The organism is Bacillus sp. FSL E2-8900, assembly GCF_037966225.1.
Lineage (GTDB): Bacteria > Bacillota > Bacilli > Bacillales > Bacillaceae_G > Bacillus_A > Bacillus_A cereus.
On the sequence record NZ_CP150193.1, the window covers coordinates 2,343,297 to 2,365,014 of the forward strand.

Sequence of the window (21,718 nt, forward strand, 5' to 3'; positions counted from 1 at the left end):
AATGGGAGACGTTATTGATATATATGGTTTATCACCTTTGCAAAAAGGAATACTGTTTCATACTTTATACGATCAAGATGATGAACATTCTTTTTCCTATATTGTACAAGTAGGTTTCTTGCTCGGGGGGCAATTGGATGTTGATACTTTTGAAAAGGCTTGGGAATATGTTATTAATCGACATGAGGTTTTACGTTCAGTATTTGTATGGGAGGAAGTAGAAAAGCCACTACAAGCGGTTTACCAACGTCTTCCTTTTACTATTCATCAAGAGGATTGGAGCACCTATCCACATGAGGAAAGGGTGAAGAAACTACAACAGTTTTTGAATGTAGATCGTAGAAAAGGATTTTTATTGGATGAAGCACCATTGATGAGAGTCACTGCGATTAAAGAAGCAAAAGAGGAAACGAGAATTATTTGGACACATCATCATATTTTGCTAGATGGATGGAGTGTGTCATTGGTCTTTAGTGAAGTGATGGAAGTTTATCTCAAGATGATAAAGGGAGAATTGTTGAATTTCCCTAAATCTCTTCCTTATAAAAAATATATCCAGTGGATAAATAAACAAGATCAAAGTCAAGCAGAGGAATTTTGGAAAGAAGAATTAAAAGGGTTCTATGCACCTACTCCATTAGCAATGGAAAGAAAGGATCAAGGACAAGAGAAGGGCTATGGAGAGTGTGTTTATCAAGTATCTGAGAAACTTACTGAGAAGTTACAAGAGTGGGTACGAAATAGTCGATTAACGTTGAATACGTTAGTACAAGGTGCATGGGCTTATTTGATGAGTAGGTATAGCGGTGACAGTGACGTCGTATTTGGCGTAACTAGCGCTGGACGTCCTACTGATTTAATGGGAGCAGAGAATATGGTGGGGCTATTTATTAACACATTACCTACCAGAATTCGATTAACGGATAATACATCAGTAGTAGATTGGCTTCGTAAAATACAAATGAAAGAAATGGAACGAAGACAGTATGAGTATAATTCGTTGATAGATATTCAAGGCTGGAGTGAGGTTCCGCGAAATAGCTCCTTATTCCATACCTTGTATGTGTTTGAAAATTATCCAATTCAAGGTGAGAGAAATGATGATTTAAGATTACTAGATGTTACAAGCACGGAACAAACAAATTATCCTTTAACACTCATTGTAATGCCCGGTAAGAAAATTACTTTAAAGTTGATGTATGATCGAAGCTATTTTAATGAAGAAACAATAAATCTGATTCAGAATCACTTATTGCAAATATTAATTCAGATGACGAAGAGCCTAGATTCAAAACTATTTGAAATTACTCATTTAACAGAAGAAGAACAGATACAGTTACTAGAGGAATGGAATCATACTCAATTTAATTATTCGGCTAAAGGCATGATTCATACGATGTTTGAGGAGCAAGTTAAAAAAACACCGGAAGCAATCGCGGCTAGTTACGAAAATGAACAAATTACCTATAAAGAGTTGGAGAAGCGTGCAAATCAGCTAGCTCATTATCTACAAAAGCATGGTGTAGGACCAGAGTCTCTAGTTGGGGTATATATGGAACGTTCATTACAAATGATGATAGCGTTATTAGGTATTCTAAAATCAGGAGCAGCGTATGTTCCACTTGACCCTACTTATCCAGAGAGTCGACTTCGATATATATTAGAGGATGCTGGAATCGAAGTACTAGTGACGGAAGAAAATTCTAAAAATTTGTTTGTATCTGAAAAAATAGAAACGATTTGTATGAATAAAGATTATACTGCAATTGAAAAAGAAGAATCAACCCCATGTATAAGTGGTGTAACAGGAGAAAATTTAGCGTATGTTATGTATACTTCAGGATCTACAGGGAATCCAAAGGGAGTAATGATTGAGCATCATTCAGTAATTAATTATCTAGAATGGATGCAACATAAATATCCGCTTTCTGAAAAGGATGTGGTCTTGCAGAAAACGCCATTCTCATTTGATGTCTCTGTTTGGGAATTGTTTTGGGGCATTCACGTTGGTGCAAGTGTATCTTTCCTACCTCCAGGTGGAGAAAAAGATCCTTCTATTATAGCTGAAGTGATTAAACAACATCAGGTTACTATAGTTCAATTTGTACCTTCGATGTTATCTGTTTTTTTAGACCACTTCAATCATATTGAATTGAACATGAATTGTTCATCCGTACGCCATGTATTTTCTGGTGGAGAAGAACTAAGTTCAGGGTTGGTTAGACGATTTCAACAGAAATGGAATTATAGTGGACAAGTGAAATTAACCAACTTTTATGGACCAACTGAAGCCACTATTTATGTGAATGCATTTGATATTCAGCCTAATCAAGAATTTGTTTCTATTGGACAGCCAATACAGAACACGCAATTATATGTATTAGACCAAAATCAACGCTTGCAATCAATAGGAATTGAGGGTGAGTTATATATTGGTGGTGCTGGTTTAGCACGTGGATACTTAAATCGTCCGAATCTTACTGCTGAAAAATTCGTTTCGCATCCATATCGATTTGGGGAACGACTATATCGAACAGGAGATTCAGTAAGATATTTAACTGATGGAAATTTAGAATTTATAGGTAGAATGGACCACCAAGTCAAAATGCGTGGTTTTAGGATTGAATTAGGAGAAATTGAAGCGACTTTAGAAAAATGTTCGTTTATTAAAGAGGCTGTCGTATTAGTTAGAGAAGATCGTCCAGGTGATCAACGATTGGTTGCATATGTAATAAGCGATGGAAATACCGAGGAGTGGAGAGAGTATTTACAAAAACAATTACCGACTCATATGATTCCAGCGCACTTTATAGAGTTAGAACACTTCCCGCTTACTCCAAATGGGAAAATTGACCGAAAGGCCTTGCCAGCACCTGATGAGCAAGCTATTGAAGATTTAAATGTGCTACCTCGGACGCCATCGGAAGAGCTTATTGCCTCGGTTTGGAGCCAAGTGTTAGGAACAGAAAATATTGGTATTCAAGATTCCTTCTTTGAACGTGGTGGGCACTCACTACTTGCTACTCAAATTGTCTCTCGATTGCAAGAACTGTTCCAAATTAAAATTCCATTACGTGAACTTTTCAAGCACGATACAGTGGAAGCATTGGCGAAACGAGTGGATCAGTTACGAAAAGAAGATAAAAAACGAGAGGTTGCGCCCCTTGTACCTATGAAACGAGAAGAAGTTATCCCACTTTCCTATGCGCAGAAACGTCTATGGTTTATTGATCAATTAATGCCAAATAGTGCTATGTACAATATCCATGCAGCGTGTCGCTTAACAGGTGAATGGTCAATTGAAGCATTGGAGGTCGGATGGAATCGATTGTTGGAGCGTCATGAATCATTAAGGACGACAATTCTAGAACAAGAGGGTGAACCTTTTCAACAAGTTCAATCTCATGTGTTCAGGCATATTCCTCAAACGAATCTAACAGATCTTTCTTTGGAAGATAGGGAAAGAGAAATGAAACGCCTTATTCAAAACGAGGCGGAGGAACCATTTCATTTTGGACAAGGTCCTCTGATTCGAACACGAATATTGAAAGTGGACAGGGAAGAATGGGTTCTCATTTGTACGATGCATCATATTATTTCAGATGGATGGTCAATGGGAATCTTACTTGAAGAATGGATGGCTTTTTATGAAGGAGCACTAACCGGAAAACCAGTGGAATTGAAGGAGTTATCTATCCAATATGCAGATTTTGTTATGTGGCAGAAGGAATGGCAAAAAGAGGAGAGTTTGAATCAGCATCTTCAATATTGGAAGGAAGAATTATCTGGGGAACTACCGGTTTTACAATTACCGATGGATCGTCCTCGACCTGCAGTTCAAACCCATCGTGGTGCAAGTCAGTCCTTAATAGTGGCGAATTTCTTACAGGAAAAGCTCAAAGATTTAAGTTTGCAAGAAGGATGCACTTTATTTATGACATTGATGGCAGCGTATCAAAGCTTCCTTTCTCGTTATACAGGACAGGACGACATTATAGTTGGAAGCCCAATCGCTAATCGAAATGTGAAAGAGATTGAGGGATTAATAGGATTCTTTGCAAATACGTTAGTTTATCGGGCTGATTTCAGTGGAAATCCGACGTTCCAAGAACTTTTGTGGCAGGTAAGAAAAAAAGCACTAAAAGCATACGAGTATCAGGACATCCCATTTGAGAAAGTGGTAGAATCCGTAAAACCTGAACGGAATACAAGTCATTCACCAATATTCCAAACTATGTTTACTTTACAGAATACGAAACAAGAGTTTCTTCATCTATCTGAAAGACAAATGGAACTCATGGAAAGCCATGTTTCTGTTGCCAAATTTGATTTGAGTTTATTTGCTTCTGAGACGGAAGAAGGATTATCACTAACCTTTGAATATAATACTGATTTGTTTAATGATACAACCATTAAACGTATGGTAAATCATTTTGAACATTGGTTAAATCAAATTGCCTCTTATCCAAAATGTTTATTATCAGAATTGAATATGTTATCGAAAGTGGAATATAAGCAACTACTAGAGGAATGGAATGAATCAGCCGTTATAGATATAGAAGATAGTACGACTCATACAATGTTTGAAGAACAAGTGAAAAAAACACCAGAAGCAATTGCAGTAGTGTGCGAAGATGAAGAACTAACATATCGAGAGTTGGACGAACGCTCGAATCAGTTGGCACATTATTTACAAAAAAATGGTGTAACATGCGAAACATTGGTTGGGATTTGCGTTACACGTTCATCCGAGATGATTGTCGGTCTCTTAGGAATTATGAAGGCGGGAGGAGCATATGTCCCAATTGATCCAGCGTATCCGGAAAGTCGACTGCAGTACATTTTAGAAGATGCTCAAATAAAGGTACTGGTGACACAGGAAAAGTTACAACAAAAAATGGTTATACCTACATTCGTTAACGTCATTTGTATTGATCGTAATCGAGCAGAAATAGAACAAGAAGTTACTACGGTATGCACGAGTGAAGTGACGGGTGATAACTTAGCCTATATTATCTATACTTCAGGTTCCACGGGAAATCCAAAGGGAGTAATGATTGAGCACAGGAATACAGTAACAATGATTCATTGGGCGCATCATACGTATTCTCGAAAGGAATTAGCGGGAGTATTAGCTTCAACTTCACTATCTTTTGATTTATCCGTTTTTGAAGTATTTGTTCCCTTAACGATGGGTGGTAAGGTGATTGTCGCTGAAAATGCTCTACATCTAGACAAGTTGTCTACCAAAGGTGTGACTTTGGTTAATACTGTGCCATCGGCAGCAAAGGAACTGGTTCGAGCAAAAACAATTCCTTCTTCAGTAAAGGTAATAAATTTGGCTGGAGAACCGTTACCATATCCGCTTGTTCAAGATTTATACGAGAGAAGTACGATTGAGAAGGTGTTCAACTTATATGGACCGTCTGAAGATACTACGTATTCCACGTATATGGAATTAGAAAAGGGTGTCATGCATAGGGTACCACCAATTGGTAAACCAATCTTCAATACAGAAGTATATGTATTGAGTGCTGAACAAAAAATGGTTCCAATTGGTGTAGTTGGTGAGTTGTACATTGGTGGATCAGGGTTAGCACGTGGATATTTAAAACGCCCTGACTTAACGAAAAATCGATTTATACCGCATCCGTTTAAAGAAGACGAGCGAGTATACCGGACTGGAGATCTAGTAAGGTATTTGCCGGATGGAAATTTGGAGTATGTTGGACGAATTGATCATCAGGTGAAAATTCGTGGGTTCCGGATTGAACTAGGAGAAATCGAAGCGGTATTACAAAAGCATACATTAGTTAACGAAGCTATTGTGATGGTGCGCGAAGATTATCCTGGCGATCCACGTTTGATTGCCTATGTTGTAGGAGACGGTGATTCTCAAAAGTGGCGTGATTATCTCAAGGACCAACTACCAAATTATATGATTCCATCCTATTTTGTTGGATTAAATGCATTTCCACTCACTCCTAATGGAAAAATTGATAGGAAGGCTTTACCAGCACCAGAGAAGCAGGAGATAGCGAGTTGTTATATTGCTCCTCGTACGTCTACAGAAAAAACAATTGTTTCGATATGGCATGAAGTTTTAGGCATGGAAAACATCGGAATTCAGGATTCGTTTTTTGAAATTGGTGGACATTCATTACTTGCTACGCAAGCTGTTTCCAATCTTAAAGAGGCTTTTGGAATCGAGATACCATTGCATGATTTATTTATGTTTCATACGGTGCAGCAATTGGCAGAACAGATTGATCAATTGCTCGATAACAAAAATCAAGAAATGCAGAATGATAGTAAGGAGAATATAAGCCTTCAAGATTATATTCAAAAAGAAGCAGAAGTGAGTAATGATGAAGAATTACTGGAACTGCTTAAGCAATTAGAAGAGTTATCAGAGGAAGAAGCACAAGGGATATTTGAGAGTAATTTGATTGAGGAAGGGGTAAAAAAATGAGAAGTGATTTACTTGCAAAGCTGAGTTCACTTTCTCCTGAGAAGAGAGCATGGCTTCAGAAGCAAATGCAAAAAAAGGAGAATAAAGAAGCACTCCCGTTGTCTTATGCACAACAACGTTTGTGGTTTATGGACAGATTTAACCCAAACAGTTCTTTATATAATATTCCAACAGTATGGCATCTAAAAGGAAATTGGATACCTGAAGCATTAGAGAAGGGATTCAATCGACTCATTGAACGTCATGAATCATTACGAACTGTTTTTAGAGAAATAGGAGAACAGCCTGTGCAACAAATTGTCGAATTCCTTCCTAGAGCATTACCTGTAAGGGATTACTCTCAACTTCCTCTAGAAGTAAAAGAAAAAGAGGTAAATAGTTTAATTGCGAGAGAAGCGCAAGAACCATTTGATTTAATGAATGGTCCTTTAATTCGTAATCAGCTTGTTCAATTAGAGAAGGATGAATGGTTATTACTGTGTACGATGCATCATATTATTTCTGATGCTTGGTCCATTGGTATATTCATAAATGAATTCCTTGCTTTCTATGAAGAAGAAACGGGCGGAAATCCTGCTAAATTAAGTTCATTATCTATTCAATATGCAGACTTTGCGAAGTGGCAAAAGGGGTGGTTGCAAGGTGATGTGCTAAATCGTCAGCTTACGTATTGGCAGGAAGAATTGTCTGGTGAGCTTCCTATCTTACAACTGCCAGTGGATCGACCTCGACCGGTTAAGCAGACTTACTCTGGGGCTGCGCATCATGTGATTTTTCCTTATAAATTGCTCAGTCAATTGAAGGATATAAGTCGACAAGAAGGATCTACTTTATTTATGACTTTAATGGCCGCATACCAGAGCTTTCTTGCTCGTTATACGGGACAAAAAGATATTCTAGTTGGTAGCCCGATTGCAAATCGGAACCATAAGGGAGTAGAAGGATTAATTGGTTTCTTTGTTAATACGTTGGTTTATCGATCAGATTTGAGTGGCACCCCTACTTTTCGGGAGATTTTGAACCAAACAAAGAAAAAGGCGTTAAAAGCTTACGAATATCAAGATATCCCATTTGAAAAAGTGGTAGAAGCTGTGCAACCTGAACGAAGCATGAGTCATTCCCCTATATTTCAGACCATGTTTACGCTACAGAATATAAAACAAGAACGACTAGATTTGCCTGATAGAAGTATTGAAATGGTAGAAAGTAATATGTCTATTGCTAAATTTGATTTGAGCTTAACTGCCTATGAAGTGGAAGAAGGTCTATTCGTCTCATTTGAATACAACACGGATTTATTTGATAGTAGTACCATTGCACGTATGGCAGGACATTTTGAGAACTGGCTAAATGAAATCACATATCATCCAGATGAATCATATACAAAGCTGTCAATGTTATCGGATACTGAGCAAAAACAACTCCTAGAAGAATGGAATGATACGGACGTAGTTTATGGTCATGATTGTATGATTCATGAGCTATTTGAGCAGCAAGTTGCACGGACACCTGATGCAGTGGCGGTAGTTTATGAGGGGGGAAAGCTAACGTATCAAGAACTTAATGAAAAATCGAATCAATTGGCACATTTTCTACAAAAACGAGGTATCGGACCTGAATCATTGGTTGGTATATGTATTGAACGTTCTCCTGATATGATTATCGGTCTCTTTGGGATTTTGAAGGCAGGTGGGGCTTATGTCCCACTGGACCCAAGTTATCCCGAAAACCGCCTGAGATATATTTTGGAGAATTCACAAATTCAAGTGCTGTTAACAAAAGAAACACTACAGGACTGGTTACCTAAAGATATTCAAGCAATTTGTTTAGACCGGGATCAAGTGATGATTTCTAAAGAGAGTAATTTAGCTCCGGTAAGTGGAGTAACAGCAAATAACTTAGCCTATATCATATACACTTCGGGTTCGACGGGAAATCCAAAGGGGGTAATGATTGAACATCATTCCGTTATCAACCGTCTACAGTGGATGCAGAAAAAATACCCATTGTCCGAGGAGGATACAATCCTACAAAAGACACCGTTCTCATTTGATGTTTCTGTCTGGGAATTATTTTGGTGGTCATTTGTAGGAGCACGTGTTTGTTTACTTCCACCAGGAGGAGAGAAAGATCCTGCGGTGATTGAGGAGTATATTGAACGATATCGTGTGTCCACCATGCACTTTGTTCCGTCGATGTTATCTACTTTTTTAGATTATATGGAACTATATAATTCGAAAAGGGATGTATCGTCTTTAATTCAAGTTTTTACTAGTGGAGAAGCGTTAAACACTGAGCAGGTTCGCCGGTTTAAGGGGATCTTTTACAATGTTCAGCAAACAAAGTTAATTAACTTGTATGGTCCTACTGAAGCAACTGTGGATGTGACTTATTATGATTGTGATTTAGAAAAAGAAGCAATGCTTATTCCGATTGGTCGTCCGATTGATAATACAGAGTTGTATGTGCTAGATCAATATCAACAAGTGGTCCCGATTGGTGTGGCAGGGGAACTTTACCTTGGAGGAGTAGGATTGGCACGTGGCTACTTCAATCGACCGGATTTAACTACTGAACGTTTTATTCCGCATCCTTTTAAGGACGGGGAACGATTATATCGAACGGGTGACTTGGTGAGATATATGAATGATCGTAACTTAGAATATATTGGAAGAATAGATAACCAAGTTAAAATTAGAGGATTCCGAATTGAATTGGGAGAAATTGAAGCAGCTTTACATGATCACTCATCTGTAAAAGAGGCAGTCGTGTTGGTGAAGGAAGATCGACCAGGAGATAAGCAGTTAGTAGCTTATGTAGTGGGTGAAGGGGATACTGGAGAGTGGCGTGAATATCTCAAGAAGCAACTGCCACATTATATGGTTCCGGCATACTTTTTCAAAATTGAAGGTATGCCACTCACTCCAAATGGTAAGGTGAATCGGAAAGCCTTACTGGAATTAGAAGAACAGTTCATAAGTGAAGATATTACTTCATCACGAACACCAGTGGAGGAGCTTATCGTTTCCGTTTGGAGTCAAGTGTTAGGAATAAAAAATATTAGTGTTCAGGATTCTTTTTTTGAAATCGGTGGTCATTCACTACTAGCTACTCAAGTAGTGTCACGTTTACAGGAAATTTTTCAAATTGAATTACCAGTACGTGAACTATTTGAATATACAACGGTGGAGTCACTGGCAAAGCGATTAGATCAGTTACGTAAAGGAGATAAAAAACGAGAGATTCCGCCGCTAATACCAATGAAACGAGGAGAAGCTATCCCACTATCTTATGCCCAACAACGCTTATGGTTCATTGATCAATTTACACCTAATAGTGCCCTTTACAATATGCCAATGGTATGCCGTCTTACAGGGAATTGGCTACTTGAAGCATTGGAAACGGGATGGAATCAACTAATAGAACGTCATGAATCACTGCGGACGGTCTTTCAAGAAGTGAATGGTCAACCCGTACAGCAAATTGAACCGTATGCTTTTCAATCAATTCCGAAAACGGATTTAACTATGCTTTCTTCTGAAGATCAAGAAGAAGAAGTTAAACGTTTAATTCAACAAGAAACAGAAGTGCCGTTTGATTTAACAGAGGGTCCATTAATCAGGACAAGTATTTTGCACGTGGGAGAGGAAGAATGGATACTCCTTTGTACTCTACATCATATCATTTCAGATGGATGGTCAATGGGAATCCTACTTGAAGAATGGATGGCATTTTATGAGAAAGCAACGGATGGAAAGGTAGCGGAACTTGAACCATTACCGGTTCAATATGCCGACTTTGCTCAGTGGCAAAAAGGATGGCTAAAGGAGGAGGTGCTTGATCAACAACTCCAATATTGGAGGGAAGAATTGTCTGGGGAGCTTCCTGTACTCCAACTTCCTGTGGATCGCCCGCGTCCCGCAATACAAACTTATCACGGGTCGACATACACTATGGTTCTGCCAAGCACGCTACATGATAAATTGAATGAACTTAGTCGAAAAGAAGGGGCTACGCTCTTCATGACGCTTTTAGCTGCATATCAAAGTTTTCTATCTCGTTATACGGGACAAGAAGATATTCTGGTCGGAAGCCCAATTGCGAATCGGAATTATAGAGAAATTGAAGGACTAATTGGTTTCTTCGTTAACACGCTGGTTTATCGAGCTAATTTGAGTGGTAGACCGACATTTCAAGATGTACTGTATCAGGTTCGTCAAAAGGCATTGAAGGCGTATGAATATCAAGATATTCCATTTGAAAAAATTGTAGAAGTTGTGCAACCGGAGCGAAGTACAAGTCATTCGCCAATCTTCCAGACTATGTTCATCTTGCAAAATATGAAACAAGAGTTACCGGTGTTATCTAGTAGAAGTATTGAAATGATAGAAAGCCATAGTCCAATTGCAAAGTTTGATTTAAGTGTAATGGCAGTTGAGACGGAAGAGGGATTACTTTTTACTTTTGAGTACAATAAGGATTTATTCAATGCTACTACTATTGAACGGATGGCAGGACACTTTGAGAAATGGCTACATGAAGTTTCTCATCGCCCACAAAATCCGTTGCATGACCTGAGCATGCTATCAGAAACCGAGCGTACTTTGTTATTAGAAACATGGAATGACACTGTAATGGAAATGTCTCATCAGGGTCTTATTTGCGACAAATTTGAGGAGCAAGTAGCAAGGCGTCCTGATGCGATTGCGATAGTTGATCAAACAAAACAGTGGACTTATGGTGAATTGGATACACAAGCAAATCAGTTGGCAAATGTTTTACAGCGAAAGGGAGTAGCCCCAGAGTCAGTGGTAGGGGTTTATCTTCCGAGATCAGCTGAGCTGATGGTAAGTTTACTAGGCATTTTAAAAGCTGGTGGAGCTTATGTCGTTTTAGATCCGTTGTATCCAAAATCAAGGTTAGAATACATGATTGAAGATGCAGGAATTCAATTTGTAGTGACGGCGGAAGGACAAGAAGGACATTTCGCACACGTCGAAATGGTGAGGTTAGAAGAATTAACGGTGGAAAGCGTAATCGCACCTACGCGTCAAATAAATCCAGAGAACTTAGCCTATATTGTTTATACCTCTGGTTCTACAGGAAAACCGAAGGGTGTAATGGTTGAATATCGCTCATTAATGAATATGGTTTCTTGGCATCAGGAAGTTTATCATATTTCAGCAGAGGATCGTGCGACTCAAATTGCAGGGGTTGCTTTTGATTCGGCTGTCCAGGAGATCTGGCCGTATCTAACTGCTGGCGCAGCACTCTACTTGTCAACAGAGGAACTGAGAATTAATCCAGAAGCACTAAGGGACTGGCTCATTGATTCACGAATAACAGCTAGCTTTGCACCTACGCCTATTCTGGAAAGACTCTTGAAATTATCTTGGCCAGATAAAACGGATCTTCGTTTTATCATTACTGGTGGGGATCAATTAACGCAGTATCCATCTAACGATATTCCTTTTGCGGTAATTAATCAGTATGGTCCATCGGAGAATACCGTTGTTACCACAGATTGTTATGTACCTGTAGGAGTGACAACAGGTACGCCATCGATTGGTCGACCGATTGCGAATACAGAAGTTTATGTGTTAGATTCTCATCTTCAGCTAGTACCAATTGGTGTAATTGGAGATCTCTATATCGGAGGGAAGAGTCTTGCACGTGGATATGCTAATCGTCCGGATCTTACAAAGGAAAAATTTATTCCACATCCTTTCAAGTCAGGAGAACGTCTCTATTATACAGGAGACAAAGCAAGTTATCTTTCTGATGGTAATCTCCAGTTCCATGGACGTATAGATGACCAAGTGAAAATTCGTGGTTTCCGGATTGAATTGGGAGAAATAGAAGCTGTTTTGCAGGCGCATTCTTCTGTGAAAGAAGCTGTTGTATTGGTGCGAGAGGATAATCAAGGTGATAAGAGATTAGTAGCTTATGTAGTTGGTGAAGGAAGTGTCCATGAATGGCGAGAACATCTACAAACACATTTACCTAATTACATGGTTCCAACAAACTTTATTGAGATGGAATTTTTACCACTTACACCGAATGGAAAACTTGATTTGAAGGCATTGCCTATACTTAGTGAACAATTCGCTGAAAATACTGTATACCCAAGAACTCCGCTGGAAGAACTTATTGCTTCAGTGTGGAGTCAAGTGCTAGGAATAAGAGACATTGATGTTCAGGATTCTTTCTTTGAGCTCGGTGGTCACTCTCTACTTGCTACACAAGTGGTCTCACGCTTACAGGAAGTCTTTCAAATCAAATTGCCAGTACGTGAACTGTTCGAATATTCAACGATCGAGGCATTAGCGAAACGAATGGATCAGTTACGTAAGGGGAGCGAAAAACGAGAAATTCCACCATTGATGCCGATGGAACGAGGGGGAAATATTCCACTGTCTTATGCCCAACAGCGCTTATGGTTTATTGATCAATTTACACCTAATAGTGCACTTTATAATATGCCGATGGTATGCCGGCTTACAGGGAATTGGTTACCTGAGGCATTGGAGTTGGGATGGAATCAGTTGATAGAGCGTCATGAATCTTTGCGGACTGTATTTTATGAAGAGGATGGCCATCCTGTGCAGCAGATTCAACCGTACGTTTTCCGTCCGCTTCTACAAATGGACTTAACTAAGCTTTCATTAGAGGAGCGAGAAAGAAAGTTGGAGCAATGGATTCAAACTGAAGTCGAATCTCCATTTGATTTAGAACAAGGGCCATTATTCCGTGGGAAACTCATAAGAATTTCAGAAGAAGAATGGATTCTTCTGTGTAATATGCATCATATTATCTCGGATGGGTGGTCGATGGAAATCTTGCTTCAAGAATGGATGGCATTTTATGAGAATGCGATTGGTGAAAAACAAGCAGAGCTGGAACCACTACCAGTTCAATATGCCGATTTTGCTCAGTGGCAAAGAGACTGGTTGAAAGATGAAGTACTATATCAACAACTTGCATATTGGAAGGAAGAATTATCTGGTGAGTTACCAGTCTTAATGTTGCCAATGGATCGTCCGCGTCCGCCAGTGCAAACCCACCATGGATTAACTCATAATGTTTTGTTGTCACGCTCATTACTGGATAAATTAAACGAACTAAGTCGTCAAGAAGGGGCCACACTTTTCATGACCTTATTGGCATCGTATCAAAGTTTCCTTGCTCGTTATACGGGACAAACGGATATTATTGTCGGCAGCCCAATTGCAAATCGAAATTATCGAGAAATTGAGGGGCTAATTGGTTTCTTTGTCAACACCTTGGTTTATCGAGCTGATTTAAGTAATGCACCGGCATTTCAAGAGTTGTTATCTCAAGTACGGATAAAAGCATTGAAGGCGTATGAGTATCAAGATGTTCCGTTTGAGAAAATTGTAGAGGTTATCCAACCTGAACGAAATACAAGTCATTCTCCGATTTTCCAAACCATGTTTACTTTGCAAAATACGGGACAGAAGCTACCAGAACTACATGGAAGAAATATAGAAGTAATGGAAAGTAATGCTCCGATCGCTAAGTTTGATTTAAGTTTAACTGCTGCAGAAGTGGAAGAGGGTTTATTACTTACTTTTGTTTATAGAACTGATTTATTTGACAGCTTAACTATTGAATCCATGGCTGAACATTTTGGGAACTGGTTGAATGTAATCGTGGAGAATCCTGATAAATCATTAGCTAAGTTGCCTATATTATCAGGATTACAGCAAAAACAGTTGGAAGAGTGGAATAATGGTGCTGTAGCATATCCACAGGAAAGTACGATTCATCAGCTGTTTGAAGAGCAAGTAAATCGTACACCTGATGCGGTAGCAGTGGTAGATGAAAAACAGCAGTTAACATATCGAGAGCTGAATGAAAAAGCTAATCAATTGGCCCACTATCTTCAGCAATGTGGGATTGGGACTGAATCATTAGTTGGAATTTGCTTTGAGCGTTCAGTTGAGATGATTGTTAGTATTATGGGGATCTGGAAGGCTGGAGCAGCATATGTTCCATTGGACCCATCATATCCAGAAAGTCGCCTACGATATATTTTGGAGGACACTGAAATTCAAGTATTAGTTACGAATGAGTCATTGGAAGGTTGGATACCCAAAGAAGTCAAGGCAGTTTGTCTAGATAGGGATCAGGCAATGATTTCAAAAGAAAGCATTTTTTCACCAAAATGTGAAGTAACAGGAGAAAACCTAGCGTATGTTATCTATACTTCGGGATCGACGGGGAATCCAAAGGGTGTCTTGATACAGCATCATTCTGTACTAAACTTGTCGCATGGTTTACAAAAAGAGGTTTTCGAACATGAGATACCATCTAACATGCATGTCGGTTTAAATGCGTCAATTGCCTTTGATGCATCTATTCAGCAATTACAAATGCTGCTTTATGGTTCAAGTTTGTATATTATTCCGAATGAAGTACGAAGTGATCCGGAACAGTTTGTAGCTTATATTAGGGAGAACAAGTTAGCAATCTTTGATATAACGCCTTCAATGCTTCAATTACTTATAGATGCCGGATTGTTAGAAACGTACGATGGTGTTCATGTTCCAAGTAAGGTATTGGTTGGCGGCGAAGCGATTATGCCGTCATTATGGGAACAGCTAGTAGAGACTGATAAAATACAGTTTTATAATGTATATGGTCCTACAGAATGTACGGTTGATGCAACATGCTATCATATTAAAAAAGATAGTAAGAGAGTAACAATTGGGCGTCCATTGCCTAACATCCAAACTTATGTATTAGATAGAAATAGGTTGCCAGTTCCAGTTGGTGTGATGGGGGAACTTTATATCGGAGGAGCAGGTCTAGCAAGGGGGTACTTGAATCGTCCAGAGTTAACATCCGAACGATTTATTTCTCATCCATTCAAAGAAGGCGAGAGGTTATATAGAACAGGTGATCTTGTGAGATATCTTCCTGATGGTAATATAGCCTACTTAGGAAGAATGGATAATCAAGTGAAGATTAGAGGATTTCGAATTGAACTTGGAGAGATTGAGTCGACCTTACAGGAGCATTACTTAGTAAAAGAGGCAGTTGTAATGGTTAGGGAAAATCAGTCGGGAGATAAGAGGCTGGTAGCTTATGTAGTGGGCGAAGGCAGTTTAGAAGAATGGCGAGATTATCTTAAAACAAAACTGCCAATCCATATGATACCTTCCTACTTTGTCGAAATGAAAGAATTACCGCTAACCATAAATGGAAAGGTTGATCGGAAATCGTTACCTATACCAGATTATCAAGGAACAAAAGAAGGATACGTGGCCCCAAGAAATGAACGTGAACATAAGCTTTCTATCATTTGGGAACGTGTGCTAGGTTCAAAACGTATTGGTATGAATGATAACTTCTTTGAAATTGGTGGAGATTCAATTCTTAGCATTCAGATTGTCTCGCGCGCGAAGCAAGTTGGTTTACAATTGACACCAAAACAAATATTTGAACACCAAACGATTGCTGAGTTGGCGCAAGTAGTCAAAGAAGAACAAGGTGTACAAGCTGAACAGGGAATTATAACTGGAGAGACGATACTTACACCTATTCAGCAAAGGTTTTTTGCACAAAATCATCCTAACCCACATCATTGGAATCAATCCATGTTCTTTAGAACGAAAGAGAAATTGGACATAGGATCACTGGAAAAGGCGGCAGGTAACCTTCTACTTCATCATGATGCTCTGCGTTTAAGATATGAACGTTTGCCTAATGGGGTTTGGAAACAGTGGAATGAAGGAATAGAAGAACAATTGATGCTTACTGTCATTTCATTAGACGAAGTGCCGGAAGCTGATTGGCATCAGGTTATTCAAAAAGAGATTAATGTTGCACAAGAAAGTTTGAATTTACATGATGGTCCGCTAATGAGAATGGTGTATTTTGATGAAGGTGAGCACGCTGGCCGATTATTTTGGACAATTCATCATTTAGCCGTGGATGGTGTTTCTTGGCGAATTTTATTGGAAGATTTGCAAACAGCATATACGCAAGTAGTCCAAGGGCAGAAAATTCAATTACCTATGAAGAGTACATCTTTTAAAGAATGGTCGGAGAAATTACATCATTACGCTGAAACTGGACTATCAAAAGAAGTGCTACATTACTGGGAGGAGCAGGCTGAACAAGACGTAGTTAAATTGCCGGTAGATGGTACTATAAGTAATCCAGTAAGCGCAGTAACTGAGGAAATTACTGTGGTGTTAAATGAGAATGAGACCCGTATGTTATTGCAAGAGACTTTAAGCACTCACCGTGTCCAAATCAATGAAGTATTATTAGCAGCATTAGTACAAGCTACGGCAGCATGTATGGGGCAGCCGATATTGAGCGTAGATTTAGAGGGACATGGTCGAGAAGAGATTATTGAAGATGTTGATTTATCGAGAACTGTGGGATGGTTTACAAGTATTTACCCAGTTCATTTAAATGTTACTAGTGCTAATACGCCAATTGAAGCATTAAAAGCAGTTAAAGAACAAGTTCGCAAAATTCCTAATAAGGGTGTTGATTATGGGGTGTTGCGTTACATGAACGCAACAATGTGTGAGCAATTAAGCTCCCAATATACACCGTCTATTAGTTTTAACTATCTTGGACAATTTGACCAAATGTTTTCTAGCGATGCAATGTTTATTCCGGAGAACGAATTTAAGCGTTTAGATCATGCAGCCGGTTCCAAGCGATCGCATGTAATTGATGTAATTGGGGTTGTAACGGATGGAAAACTTCAGTTCACTTGGGTATACAATGTTGGACAATTTGCCAAATCAACGATTCAAAGTATTGCACAGAATATGCTATATCAACTGAGTGCATTGATTCAATTTTCAGATAGAGAATCTGCACTGACCATTTCGGATTTTGCAATGGCTAATCTTAGCCAAGAAGGTTTGACAAATGTACTAAACAAAATGCATCGCGGAAAGAACAATCAGATTACTGATTTATATCCACTATCACCTTTGCAAGAAGGTATGATTTTCCACACATTGCATGACCAAGGGGATGAACATGTTGCACCGTATATAGTGCAATTGAGTTTTATGATTCGAGGAAAAATGAATATTCCTACATTTGAGCAGGCGTGGAAATCTGTAATTCAGCGGCATGAAATTTTTCGTACAGCATTTGTATGGGACGAAATTGAAGAACCTGTACAAGTGGTGTATGAAAATATCCCATTTAAAGTGAACAAAGAAGACTGGCGTACAATGACAAGTGAAGAGATAGAGGAAAAAAGAAAAGTCTTTTTGGCATTAGATCGAAAACAAGCCTTCCAATTTGATGAAGCACCATTGATGCGGGTAACAGTCATTCAAGAAGGTGAGGAAGAATATCGGATTGTTTGGACCCATCACCATATTTTACTGGATGGATGGAGTTTACCATTAGTATTTAATGAATTACTTACAGTCTATCAGAAGAGAATGAATGGAGAAGCTGTGAAGTTACCTAAGTCCTCACCATATAAGAAATATATCCAATGGTTAAGAGAGCAAGATAAGGAGCAGGCGGAACAATTCTGGAGAGAGAAGCTAAAAGGTTTTACTGCGCCAACTTTGCTGGGCTTAGAAAGTAAAGAGGAAGAAAAAGGTTACACAGAGAAGGTTACGTATTTATCAGAAGAGCAGACTCAAGCGTTACAAGGATGGGCGAAACGCAATAAACTTACTTTGAGTACAGTAATTCAAGGTGCATGGGCATATCTCATGAGCCGATATAGTGGAGAAAATGACATTGTTTTTGGTGTAACAAGCTCAGGGCGTTCTACGGAGATTATTGATGTTGAAAACATCGTAGGTCCTTTCATTACAACGTCACCGACGCGAATTCAATTGGTGGATGATATAAAATTAATAGATTGGTTGCAGAAGATACAAGAGGAAGAGATAGAAAGAAGACAATATGAGTATGCTTCTTTGACAGAGATTCAGGGGTGGAGTGAAGTTCCTAGAGGAATACCGCTGTTCAATAGTTTATATGTGTTTGAAAATTATCCAGTGAAAGAGGAGTCTTCAGAAAATCTGGAAATTGGTGAATTGGAAGGGGTAGAACAAACCCACTACCCATTAGGGTTAGCTGTAGTTCCAGGAATCCAGTTATCGTTAAAGTTAATGTATGACCGTAGTAAGTTTAATAGAGTAACCATTGAACGAATGCTGGGTCATTTACACAAAGTGTTAATGCAAATGCTCAAAAACATTGATCAAAATCTATCAGAGCTAGTATATATTACGGAAGCTGAACAAAGAAAGCTATTGGAAGAATGGAATAATAATACTATATCCTATCCACGTGAGAATGCAATCCATCAACTATTCGAAGAGCAAGTAAATCGTACGCCTGACGCGTTGGCAGTGGTAGATGAAAAACAGCAACTAACATATCGAGAGCTGAATGAAAGAGCTAATCAATTAGCCCATCATTTACAGAAATGTGGAATTGGGACAGAGTCATTAGTTGGCCTTTGCTTTGAGCGTTCAGTTGAGATGGTTGTTGGTCTCATGGGAATTTGGAAGGCTGGAGCAGCCTATGTTCCATTAGATCCATCGAATCCGGAAAGCCGCCTACAATATATTTTAGAAGACACAGGAATTAAAGTGTTAGTTACAAATGAAGTATTACTAGGCTGGATACCTAAAGACATTAAGACAGTTTGCCTAGATAGGGACCAAGCGATGCTTTCTCAAGAAAGCAAACTTTCACCAATATGTGAGGTAACAGGGGAAAACTTAGCGTATGTTATCTACACTTCTGGTTCGACAGGGAATCCAAAGGGGGCTTTAGTACAGCATCATTCTGTAATAAACCTATCATATGGTTTACAAAAAGAAGTTTTCTCACATGAGATACCTAGTAATATGCGCGTTGGTTTGAATGCATCAATTGCCTTTGATGTATCTATTCAGCAATTACAAATGCTGCTTTATGGTTCAAGTTTATATATTATTCCAAGTGAAGTTCGCACTAATCCAGAACAATTTGTGTCCTATATTAGGGAGAATAAATTGGAAATGTTTGATATGACACCTTCATTACTTCAATTACTAATAGATGGAGGATTGCTAGAAATAAGTGCTGATGTTCATGTACCAATTAAGATATTAGTCGGTGGTGAAGCAATCATGCCGTCATTATGGGAACAGCTAGTAGAGACCGAAAAAATTGATTTTTATAACGTATACGGTCCTACAGAATGTACGGTTGATGCAACATGCTATCATATCAAAAAAGATAGTAAGAGAGTAACAATTGGACGTCCGTTGCCGAACGTTCAAACTTATGTATTGGATAAAAATTTGTTACCTGTTCCAGTTGGTGTAACAGGTGAGCTATACATTGGGGGTGCAGGTATAGCGAGAGGATACTTGAATCGCCCAGAATTAACAGCAGAGCGATTCATCCGTCATCCATTTAATGAAGAAGAGCGTTTATATCGTACGGGAGATTTGGTTCGTTATTTACCTGATGGTAATTTAGATTACTTGAGAAGAATTGATAATCAAGTAAAAATTAGGGGCTTTCGTATTGAGCTTGAAGAGATTGAAGCGAGTATAGAGAGGCATCCACTGGTAAAAGAAGCAGTAGTTTTGGTAACAGAGGATAAATTAGGAGAGCAGAGATTGGTTGCTTATGTAGTTGGAGATGGTAGTATGCATGAGTGGCGTGAGTATCTCAAGACACAAGTACCAAATTATATGGTTCCCGCACACTTTATTAAGGTAGACGAGATTCCTCTTACAACGAATGGCAAAGTTGATCGAAAGGCATTGAACAATTTAACTATTCATAGAGAAAATAACTTCTCTACACCAATCATTCCAAGGAATGAAATTGAATATCAGTTGATTAAAATCTGGCAGGATGTGTTACAGATAGAAGATGTCTATGTAAATGATGATTTCTTTAATAGAGGAGGACACTCTCTCCTTGTAATTAAATTAGTTTCAAAAATTAGGGAGAAGTTTGGAAAAGAGATTAAGGTTTCAACATTGATTAAGAACCCAACATTGGAAGGAATCGCATGCCTTATTCGTGATAAGCATGATATGACCAAATCAGTAGCAGCGCTAGTTCCACTACAAGAATCAGAAAAAAGCCCTTTCTTCTGTGTTCATCCGTTTATGGGGAATGTATTCTGTTACATTCAACTAGCAAGATTACTTAAGAACCATTGTTCATTTTATGGTTTACAGAATCCTCTTATAGAAAAGGGAGAAATTGATGAATTGACCTTGCCGGAAGTAATTCAACTTTACATTGAAGAAATCAAACGTGTTCAGCCAGAAGGTCCATATCGTCTTGGAGGATGGTCTTTAGGCGGTGCGATTGCTTATAAAATCGCAACTGTACTAAAGAATCAAGGTGAGGAAGTTGAGTTGTTGATACTAATGGATACTAAAGTGCCTTCAGAGCAGGACTATAAAACAACGGAGGATATGCTCTCATATATATATGAGCATTTCATTTCTAGAGGTTTTACTGAGCAGGGGGAAGGCCTCTTCCATGAACAAGATATGCTTGTAGAGCGATTAATTATGGAAGGAGTACTCCCGCCTGATGCAGATCTTATGAATTTGAAGCAAGTTATCAATGCTCATAGGAAATGCCTGAACATAATGGCAGATCATGATTTAATATCATACTCTGGAGAAGTTCTCTATTTTAGTGCTGAGGAAGGAAAAGAGTTGTTTACAGATTGGGGACCTTTATTAAAAGGAAGAGTAAATAAGTATTCTGTCCCTGGATCACATGAGGAAATAGTAGACTTCCCCGCAGTTGAAAAGATAGCTAAGTACCTATTAAATGAATTTGAAGGGATAAAAGAAACATCCCTTTCATTAACTGAAAAGTAGAGAGTGCAAAAGATGCAACGCTATGAACGAAAAGGGCAGCCCAATAACTGCAAATAAAGTGTAGGCAATAATGAATATATCAAGAGTATTACTTTTTAAGAGGATAATGTAAAAAGTAATTGGTAGAGACATAGAAATCTTTGTAATAGAAGCGAATGCCTGATGATATTACTGAGGAAAGGTGCATATTTTCATTGATATGTAAATATGCACCTTTTCTATTGTATTTGCAATTTAATAAAGTTAATTTGAATTTATGTAACGCACATATATGAAGCCATCTTTTAAAAAAGGAAGTGATTTATCATACACATTCAAGCTGTGAAAATACCAAAGAATATTGAAAGTCATTTGTTTAAGCAACTTA

2 protein-coding genes are annotated in these 21,718 nt (G+C 38.6%); both read left to right on the forward strand.

All coding sequences use genetic code 11. The features are described from left to right. Position 1: 1 nt before the first annotated feature. Entirely contained in the window at positions 2 to 6,472 is a 6,471-nt protein-coding gene (locus tag NST90_RS12105) for a non-ribosomal peptide synthetase (RefSeq protein WP_046392697.1), read from the forward strand. After that, positions 6,469 to 21,351 (forward strand): non-ribosomal peptide synthetase, encoded by a 14,883-nt coding sequence (locus tag NST90_RS12110; RefSeq protein ID WP_283748170.1) that lies wholly within the window; start codon positions 6,469 to 6,471, stop codon positions 21,349 to 21,351. Before NST90_RS12105 ends, NST90_RS12110 begins: the two co-directional genes overlap by 4 nt. Positions 21,352 to 21,718: the final 367 nt, after the last annotated feature.